This window comes from Synechococcus sp. EJ6-Ellesmere (genome assembly GCF_024345875.1).
Taxonomy (GTDB): domain Bacteria; phylum Cyanobacteriota; class Cyanobacteriia; order PCC-6307; family Cyanobiaceae; genus Regnicoccus_A; species Regnicoccus_A antarcticus.
In genome coordinates this window covers 1-8599 of record NZ_JAGQBY010000132.1, presented here as the reverse complement: position 1 = coordinate 8599, position 8599 = coordinate 1, and the positions used below count along the sequence as shown (strand labels likewise).

The window sequence follows — 8599 nt, the reverse complement described above, 5'->3', positions numbered from 1 at the left end:
CTTTTCCCCTGGTGATCTCCACTGCCGTGCCATGCGCTCCGGTGCCCGCAGCCTGTTGCGCCTCAGGAAACTGGGCCAGAAGCTGCCCAAGCCCCTGCGCGCGACCCAGCCCGCTGTCGGCGCCGCACCCAGGGTCAGCGAGAAGCGCCACAAGGTGGAAACGGAAACCGATCCGGAGGCTCTGTTCCACGAGCTGATGCAGGTCAGTCCCGACGGCACGGTGCCGCCGCATCTGATCGATCGTCTTCGCCAGGTGGAGCAGCAGCAGCTCTACACCGAGTTCCAGGCCCTCCTGCTGGCGGGAGACGGGGTCGATTGATCTGCGGCAGAGGTGCGGCGGATCGATGCCAGGCTGAGGCCAACCGGTTTCGGTGCCATGACCCTCGAGTCACCCGCCATGCTGGCCCTGTCGATCTCGGGCGGCGGACACCGCGCTGCCGGCTTCGGGCTCGGCACGATTGCCCTGCTGCAGGAGCTGGGGCTCATGGAGCGGGTGGCGGTGCTCTCCACAGTGTCGGGCGGTTCGCTGGTGGGGGGCTTCTACCTCTGTGCCAAGGCCGGGTTCCTGCACGATGCCAAAGTCCCGCTGGAGGCCTGGCGCGACGATGGGTTCCGGCACAAGTTTCTCCTGCCCTTCCTCGCCTTCCTCCATGACGGGGGCCTGGGGGAGCGTCTGGTGGCTGACCTGCTGCCGATCCCGCTGGGCCCAGACAAGAAGCTGATTCGCAGCGCCGCCGAGGAGGTGCAGGCCCTTCTGCAAGAGCAGGGCTGTCCAGACACGCTGGGCCACGAGGCGATCCACGCCCTGCTGAAACGCGGCGGCTGCGCGCCCGATCACGTGTATTTCAATGCGGCCGATCTCACCTCGCTGGATCTGTTCCGCTTCGGGGTGATGCGGCAACCCATCAGCGACCCTGCCAACAAGCCTGCCTACGTGGTGAATCGCTTTCGCATTCCGATCACCGCCAAGGTGGAGGATCCAGCCCAAGTCGTGGCCGCCGGCCTGCGGATCGCCGATTGCGTGGCGGCCTCCTTCTGCTTTCCCGGAGCCTTCGAGCCGATCATCTTCCCCGACGACTTCCTGCGCCTACCAAAGGGAGATGAGGAGTTGCGGTCAGTGACTACGCGCCTGTGCGGCGGCGCCGCGGCGGTGGCGCTGATGGACGGGGGCCTGTACGACAACCTCGGTTTGGCCAGCGTGGAGATCACGGTCCAGTCGCTGCGGCTGGAGGAGGCGATCAGCCTGAAGATCGCGCCCCATCTGAGTGACGCCGAGCGGGCCCGCACACCTCATCCCGATCGCAGCCGGATCTACGTTCTGGCCACCGATGTGGACAACATCCAGCCGGCGAACAAGGCGCTGGATCCAGCCGGCCAGAACCCACCGCAGGAAACCGCGAACGCGGACGAGGCCCGCCGCCGCCCGGGGGGGGGGTTGGGGGGGGGCCCGCCGCTGGACCTGGGCCTTGCTCAATGGTGAGGGCGGCGCCCTTCTGCCGGTGCTGACGCTGTTGGCCCTGCCGCCGGCCGTGGTGGCCTTGATCGTGCGCCATCTGCCCGTGCTGCGGCCACCATTGCTGGGCTGGATCCGCCGCAGCCCTGGCCTGGCGCTGCCGCTGCACCAGCTGGGCTTGGTGCCGAATCCCGCCGGAAGCCAAGGCGCCGCTGGCGTGAGCGTGCCGCTACTGGCGGGCGCCGCCCTGCTCTGGACCCGGCGCCGCACGGCGCAGGTGCTGCCGGCCTTCAACGGCTACCTCAAGCGCACCCGCAACCTCACCTATCAGTACCTGAGCTACAAGTACCGGAATTTCGCTGGCGGTGAAGCCAACACCTTCCTGCTGCGCAACCTGATCTTCGAGCTGGCACCCGGGCCGGACTCCGACCCGGATCACCGGCTCGACGAGCTCACCCACCCGCTGCAGGACTTCGATGCCGGCGGGGCGGAGACCCATCACGAAGCCAACGACTGGATCCGCAAGAAGCTCGAGCCCATCGCCTGGCTGCTGGCGCTCCCCTGGCCTGAGGATCCCGAGGAAGCTCTGCAACTCCCCGATCGGTTCAACAGCCCGGCGAACCAGGAGCGGCTGCGTCAGCTGCGGGCCGATCTTGCGCTCGATCGGGCGGTGCGGACCTGGCAGCAGATCCAGGCGGTGCTGGCCCGGCCGGATGGACAGTTCAAGCCGGCAGGTGAAGCCCTGACCTGCCTGTTGCGCGTGGCCCGGAGCGTCCACGGCGGGCTGCCGGCCCCATCGGGTCGGCCACTGATCGGAGATCCGCTGCTGTCGCAGATCTGCGAGATGGCCACAAACCTGCCCACCACCCTCTGGCTGGAGGAGTTCCGTCATTACGTACCCAACAGCTTTCTGCCCGATGGGCGGATTCAGTACCCAGGCGGCTGGTACGTGGACGAGGGTCTGGTTGGCTCGGGGGTGGTACGAGCCAATCTGTACAAAGGCGTGGCGGTGGACGTGGCCTTTGCGGCTGGCTTTCTGAACACCTGCTTCAATCTGCTGGAGTTCAGCGCAAGTCGATTGCCCCTTGTCGAGAAGTGATGCAGAGCTGTGCCAGCCACGGCACATCTGAATCCGAGCTCTAGGGAACCTCTGGACAACGCCCCCTTAATATGGGCCTGGAGTCGCGCCTTGTTCAGGATGAACTATTTGAGGGTGGATCGGTTGTTGATCAGCCTGAATTCACCCTTGTGGACGCTGAATCTTGCCCATTTGGGGTGGTGCCTGCCCCAAATGGGCACACCACTCCCCCAGTCATGTCTTGCATAGCAACTCATGGCGCGCCATGAATAGGTTTGAGAGGCCGGCCAGCACATTCACCTTGCAGCGGTTCTTGAGCATTCCACGCAGCCGGGTCTTTTGAAAGCCGAACTGGCGCTTGATCACGCGGAACGGATGCTCCACCTTGGCGCGGAAGTGAGCCTTTGCCGTCTCGATCAGGTCATCCACCCTCCCCTCGGGTGTATCCGGTAACGCGCGACGCTTGCCTGGACGCATGGCAGTACGGAAGCCGATACCCCTGCCTTCCATCTCGGGTCGCTTCTCAATACCCTGGTACCCGGCATCTGCATAGACCACTGTCTCTTCACCGTGCAGGAGTTCAGCGGCGGGAGTGAGGTCATGCACATTGGCGGCGGTCGTTTCCACCGAGTGGATGAGGCCGCTCTCGCTGTCCACCCCGATGTGGACTTTCATCCCAAAGTGCCATTGCTTGCCCTTGCAGGTCTGGTGCATCTCAGGATCCCTCGCCCGCTTCTCATTCTTCGTGGAGCTTGGCGCCGCGATGATCGTGGCATCGATGATCGTGCCCTGCTTCATGGCCATGCCATTGGCCTTGAGGTGGGCCTTCACGGCTTCAAAGATCTGCGCGCCCAGATCCTTCTCCTCCAGTAGATGCCGGAACGCCAGGATCGTGGTCTCATCCGGGATCCGGTCGGTGATCAGGGCGATACCGGCAAAGCGGCGCATGGTCGCCACCTCAAGCAGCGCATCCTCCATCGCCGGATCGCTCAGGTCATACCACTGCTGCAGCAGATGAATCCGCAGCATGGTTTCCAGCGGATAGGGCGGCCGACCGCCCTTGCTGCTGGTCCTGGGGTAGTGGGGTTCGATCAGATCGATCAGTGCTTTCCAGGGAACAACCGCCTCCATCTCAGCCAGAAATCGCTCTCGCCGGGTGCGCTTTTTGGCCGTGGACTGCTCGTAATCACCAAAACCGAACTGCTTGGCGTCCATCAAGCCTGTCCACGTCACCGATCACAAGGCCATTGTCGCGCAGGGTGGCGGGGTTTTCCAGAGTCTCCCTAGGGTCAAAACTTCCAAGCCAGAGGAGAAATCCGCTTCGAAAGCAGGAGAGCAGGGAGAAGATGCCGATGTGGCTCAGCAACCATGGCGATCCAACGTCAGGGAGGTTGGTCCATGGGATGTTGCGTCATGGGTTGAGCGTGGTGTTGTTGCTGATTAGCCGCTGATGCCTCCCGCACTGGTGTATCACCCGGCTTACTCCGTGGCACTTCCGAGTAGTCATCGCTTTCCGATGGCGAAGTTTCGGCTGCTGCATGAGTATCTGCTTCGCCACGATCTGGCATCTTCCGAACAGCTGCATCAACCCATGCCGATCTCCCGCCGGGAGCTCGAGCTGGTTCACAGCAGGCCGTATCACGAAGCGTTCTCACGCGATCGACTCAACGCGGCCGAGCAGCGGCGGATCGGCCTGCCCGCCACCCAGCCCCTAGTGCGTCGCAGCTGGCTGGCCGTAGGGGGCACCCTGCTCACGGCGCGACTGGCTCTGCAGCAGGGACTGGCCTGCCATCTGGCCGGCGGTACCCACCACGCCTTCCCGGATTACGGAAGCGGATTCTGCATTTTCAATGATGTCGCCGTGGCCGCACGGGTTCTGCTGGCTGAGGGAGCGGTGCGACAGCTGATGGTGATTGACCTGGACGTGCACCAGGGGGATGGCACCGCTGCCATCTTTGCTGGTGATCCGCGCGTTTTCACGCTGTCGGCCCATGCGGCCAGTAACTTTCCCCTGCATAAGCAGACCAGTGACCATGATCTGCCCTTGGCCGATGGCCTGGACGATGACGCCTATCTTGCAGCCGTAGGGCGAGAGATCCCTGAACGGTTGGAGCAGGTTCAGCCTGATCTGGTGATCTACAACGCTGGCGTCGATCCCCACCGTGACGACCGCCTGGGCCGGCTTTCCCTCAGTGACACCGGTCTGCTCCTGCGCGACCGGATGGTGCTGGAGCTTTGCCTCAGGCGGCGCATACCTGTGGCCACGGTGATCGGCGGCGGCTACGACGCCTTGGAGGCTCTGGTCGCGCGCCATGGCCTGGTGTTCCGCGCGGCGGCAGAGACAGCTCTGCAGCTGGGGCTCTAGATCAGCGGCAGGGCGATGGCGCTCTGCATCGCTGTCGTACTGCCGGCAGTCAGGTCACGCAGATTGGAAGCAGTCCCGACTGGATCCGCAGGCATCGCTGATGTGTGGCCGCTACTCGCTCACCAGCACGATCGATCAGCTGCTCCCCCGGCTGAAGGGTCCGCTGCCGGATGGTTTCCTTGAGCACTACCACCCGAGGCAGCAAGTGCGGCCCGGTGAACAACTGCTGATCCAGCGGCAGCAGCAGGGCCAGCTGGAGGTGGGCTACGCGCAGTGGGGCCTCGTGCCGAGCTGGCTGAGGGACACCCGCGGCAAAAGCCGCCCGATCAATGCCCGCAGCGAAACCGTGAGTCAGAAGCCGTTCTTTCGCGGTCCGTGGCGCCATCACCGCTGCCTGCTGCCGGCCGATGGCTTCTACGAATGGCGACCGTCACCAGAAGGGAAAGGCCATGGCCCCAAAGGGAAGAAGCAGCCCTACTGGATCCGCCGCCAGGACGGTGCCCCCTTTTGGCTGGGCGGTCTGTGGGACCACTGGATCGCTCCCGATGGCAGCGAACTCCAGACCTGCTGCATTCTCACCACCACCCCCAATGCCCTGCTGCGTCCGATCCACGACCGCATGCCGGTAGTGATCAACGATGGATGGGAAGAGGCCTGGTTGCTGCCGGAAGCAGCAGCTGAGCTGCGAGGGCTTGAGGCGTTGTTGGCCCCATGGGATCCCGCCGGCTGGGAGGCGATTCCGGTCGACTGGTTGTGATCACCCCGCGTCGTCTTGTCTGGTGTTTCCGGGGGTCTGGATCCCTTCAGGTGCAGGATCCGAACCGTTGTGCCGCTTCGGCATATTCGGCCTCGAACTCAAACCCTCCCTTCTCCATCTCCAGCACCAGCCGGCCGCCGACATCGATCAGGCAGGCCAGCTCCAGTGCCGTGAAGGTCCCGCTCAGCGTCTCCAGGCTGTAGTTCACCCCCGGCTGGTTCACCGGCAGGCCCTTCTCCCCGATCGCCGCCACCTCCACCAGCACCGCCTGGCGCTGCTCTGGGCTCAACGCCTCGTAGATCCGCAGGGCGCGGAGAAGGCCATCCACCACAGCCGGCCGCAGGCCGTCCCCCTGGCTGCGGCGCAGGTTGTGATCCGCGATGCGGCGCGACGCCCGCCGGGCCTTCTCGGCGATCTCCCCCCGGGGCACAAGCTGCAGCACCTGGCCCAACAGCTGGTCGGCCTCAGCCGCATGGGCGCTCAGATCAGCGGCGATCAACGCCTGGGCCAGGGTCAGCAGGGTGGTGGGATCAGCGGCGGCCACCGCCTGGGCACGGCGCAGCACCACCACCGCCTCCCTTGGTTCGTCCTGCATCAACAGCAGGGTGCCGTAGGCGCGCAGGGCATGGGGGTTGCGCGGTTCGAGCTCCACTGCCTGCTCCAGCGCCGGCCGTGCCCGCTCGGGCGTGTTCGCCCGCAGCCCCACCATCCCCAGCGCCACCCAGGCATTGCCGTGGGCCGGATCGATCGCCACGCAACGCTCCAGCTGCTCCGCGGCACGCTCCAGTTCACCGGCATCACTGCAGAGCAGACCGAGGTTGTAGAGCGCCTCGCCGTTGTCAGGCTCAAGCTGCAGCAGCGTCTCCAGCAGGGAGCGGGCCTCCGGGCGGCGGTCCTGCTCGATCAGCGCCAGCGCCCGCTCCAGCACATCCTGCTGGTCCTGCACGCCGCTCCAGTGCAGATCGATCCGCCCATCGGTGAAGGCCACATCGACGCGGCCGCCACGGGAGCGGTAGGCCCGGCGGAAAAACTCAGTAACGGCCAGACGAAAGCTGTCGCTGCCAGGCTCGCCGGATCCAGCCGGCAGCTGTGAGCGATCGAAGCCCTCCTCGGACAGGCTGAACCTCAGCTCTTCTGCGCTGCTCTCCATCGCCCTGGCGGTATGCCGGAGGCAGTCTCCCGCAGCCGGTTCAGCTCTGCTGCCAGACGTACCAACCGCCGAGGCCGATGACTTGGGCCCAGGCATCGATCAACTGGCAGTCGCGCTGACCATCGGCCTCGGCCACGTCCGTCAGGCCGATCAGCTCCTTGGCCATAGGCCCCAGACCCGCCGCCAGGAACGGCACCGCCAGATCCGGCGCTGCAAACAACTCAGCGGCAACGAAGGCATAGGCGCTGTTCATCGCCCGGTTGGCCGCAATCAGCTCCTTTGGGATCCCCGCCCCGAAGGTCGGCGAGAGCGCCGGCAGGGTGCTGCGGATCTCGGCCTCCATCGCCTGGCGCTGAGCGGGATGCAATCCGGGCCAGGTGCGGTGCAGCTGCCGGTCCACCAGCAACCCTGGGCCAGTGGAGCGCAGCTGGGTCATCAAAGCGTCGTACATCCCTCCTCCCACCTGCCGGGCCTGGGCGGCGCTGAGGTGACGGTTGAGCGTCTCCACCTGGCTGGTCACCCGCTCGCGGCGGTCCCGCTTGCTGACCAGGTTCTGGGGTGGTTCCGGATCTTCCGCCAGGCTGCGCAGCAGCAGGCCGCACTGATAGGCGATGAAGTAGTCAGTGAGGGAGTTCTCCTCCCGGTAGCGAAGCAGATGGGCCGTCACGCTGCCGCTGGCGCGGCGGATCGAAGCCTTCCCGCCCAGCGCGGTGGATCCAGCAGCAGCTGCACCGGGTAGCCGCTGCGCTGCTCCACCTCTTTGATCAGGGCGGCCGTAGCCGGGGTGCGATCCATCCAGTCAGGCAGGACACTGGGGAGCCCCCACTGTGGCGCGGAGCACTCGATGGCCCGGGACTTCGATCTCAGCGACTCCCGCGGGCGAGAGCGGATGGTGCGGGATGTGGCCCGGCTGCTGCGAAAGCTGCGGCCGGACCTGATGGCCGGTGAACATCTTTACCGCTCACCGGCGGGTTTCGGCAGCTGGGCTGAGCACTGGGCCAAGGCAGTGGCGGTGGAGCTGGCGCAGGAGGAATCCGAAAGCCGTCGCGATCACGTGGGCATCTGGGGCGCGATGGTGTGCCGCTGGGCGCGGGAGCTCGGCGCTGAACCCCGCTTCCTCTCCCCATCGCTGGCCCAGGCGTTTCTGCAGACCGAGAGGCCCCTGCTCACACCCTCGCTGCCGCGCGACGTGCGCTGCTTCCGGCTGTTTCTGCCCAAGGCCACCTTGTTCGGCGAGGAAGGCCCGGAGATCCGCTCGGTGCTGGTGGCCGATGTGCGGGCGATGGAGGGCTGGCTGCCGGAGAACGTCCAGCTCGCCGGCGGCGGCCTGGCCTGTGTGGGCCTGGGGGAGGACGGCGCCACCTACCTGGCTAGCTGTCTGCTGGATCCAGCCGCCAAGGCCCAGCAGCCGGAGCACACCGACTTCAGTGCCCCCCACTGGGAGTGGGATGACGATGGCGTCAAAGGCACCGCGGCGCGGATGGAGCAGCTGTGCGTTCATGCGCTGCTGGCGCAGCTCTATGTGCCCGAGCTGGTGCAGGAAGGCGAGGTGCCACCGGCGGCGGGTGCCAAGGGCTTTGGTGGTCAGTCTGCTGCTGAGGGTGTGCAGCTGCAGCGGCCGGTATGGCTTGGGAAGGACTACCAGCTGCAACGCCAACCCACCGAGCGGCCCGACATGCCCGCCGGCACCTGGAAGCGAGGCCACTGGCGGGCGCTTTCACCACTGGACAATCCGATGGCGGCGCCGCTGGGATGGGGGGAGCCAATGGCGGTTCAGCCATGAAGAAGGGCGCCCC

The 8599-nt window shown here is 65.9% G+C and carries 9 protein-coding genes and 1 pseudogene; 6 read left to right on the top strand and 4 right to left on the bottom strand.

Going from position 1 to position 8599, the window contains the following annotated elements; translation table 11 throughout:
* The 3 genes and pseudogenes from KBY78_RS13395 to KBY78_RS13385 form a co-directional block, all read left to right on the top strand.
* Positions 1 to 319: pseudogene (locus tag KBY78_RS13395) on the top strand (hypothetical protein); the annotation flags it as partial.
* A 57-nt stretch (positions 320 to 376) separates the two neighbouring features.
* Positions 377 to 1480 carry a patatin-like phospholipase family protein gene (locus KBY78_RS13390; RefSeq protein ID WP_255143998.1) on the top strand — a complete coding sequence of 368 codons (1104 nt, stop codon included), beginning with the start codon at positions 377 to 379 and terminating at the stop codon, positions 1478 to 1480.
* Positions 1467 to 2552 (top strand): hypothetical protein, encoded by a 1086-nt coding sequence (locus tag KBY78_RS13385; protein ID WP_255143997.1) that lies wholly within the window; start codon positions 1467 to 1469, stop codon positions 2550 to 2552. The genes KBY78_RS13390 and KBY78_RS13385 overlap by 14 nt, the downstream gene beginning before the upstream one ends.
* A 213-nt stretch (positions 2553 to 2765) precedes the next feature.
* On the opposite strand, the gene KBY78_RS13380 is transcribed toward KBY78_RS13385, so the two are convergent.
* Positions 2766 to 3746 (bottom strand): IS5 family transposase, encoded by a 981-nt coding sequence (locus tag KBY78_RS13380; RefSeq protein ID WP_255143996.1) that lies wholly within the window; start codon positions 3744 to 3746, stop codon positions 2766 to 2768.
* A 235-nt stretch (positions 3747 to 3981) separates the two neighbouring features.
* Here KBY78_RS13380 and KBY78_RS13375 point away from each other — a divergent pair, with 235 nt between their 5' ends.
* Together KBY78_RS13375 and KBY78_RS13370 are read left to right on the top strand one after the other, a co-directional pair.
* Positions 3982 to 4896: a histone deacetylase gene (locus KBY78_RS13375; protein WP_255143995.1), complete on the top strand. Its 915-nt coding sequence runs from the start codon at positions 3982 to 3984 to the stop codon at positions 4894 to 4896.
* A 100-nt stretch (positions 4897 to 4996) separates the two neighbouring features.
* On the top strand, positions 4997 to 5653 hold the full coding sequence (locus KBY78_RS13370) for an SOS response-associated peptidase (protein ID WP_255143994.1): 657 nt from the start codon (positions 4997 to 4999) through the stop codon (positions 5651 to 5653).
* Positions 5654 to 5699: 46 nt separating this feature from the next.
* Here KBY78_RS13370 and KBY78_RS13365 read toward each other — a convergent pair whose 3' ends face one another.
* Genes KBY78_RS13365 through KBY78_RS13355 form a run of 3 tightly spaced genes read right to left on the bottom strand, consistent with a single transcriptional unit; the run spans position 5700 to position 7598 of the window.
* A complete protein-coding gene (locus tag KBY78_RS13365; RefSeq protein WP_255143993.1) occupies positions 5700 to 6803 on the bottom strand; it encodes a tetratricopeptide repeat protein in 1104 nt (367 codons plus the stop codon).
* Between the two features lie 40 nt (positions 6804 to 6843).
* Entirely contained in the window at positions 6844 to 7470 is a 627-nt protein-coding gene (locus KBY78_RS13360) for a hypothetical protein (RefSeq protein ID WP_255143992.1), read from the bottom strand.
* On the bottom strand, positions 7467 to 7598 hold the full coding sequence (locus tag KBY78_RS13355; protein ID WP_255143991.1) for a hypothetical protein: 132 nt from the start codon (positions 7596 to 7598) through the stop codon (positions 7467 to 7469). Before KBY78_RS13355 ends, KBY78_RS13360 begins: the two co-directional genes overlap by 4 nt.
* Positions 7599 to 7647: 49 nt before the next feature.
* Here KBY78_RS13355 and KBY78_RS13350 point away from each other — a divergent pair, with 49 nt between their 5' ends.
* Entirely contained in the window at positions 7648 to 8586 is a 939-nt protein-coding gene (locus KBY78_RS13350) for a hypothetical protein (protein WP_255143989.1), read from the top strand.
* Positions 8587 to 8599: the final 13 nt, after the last annotated feature.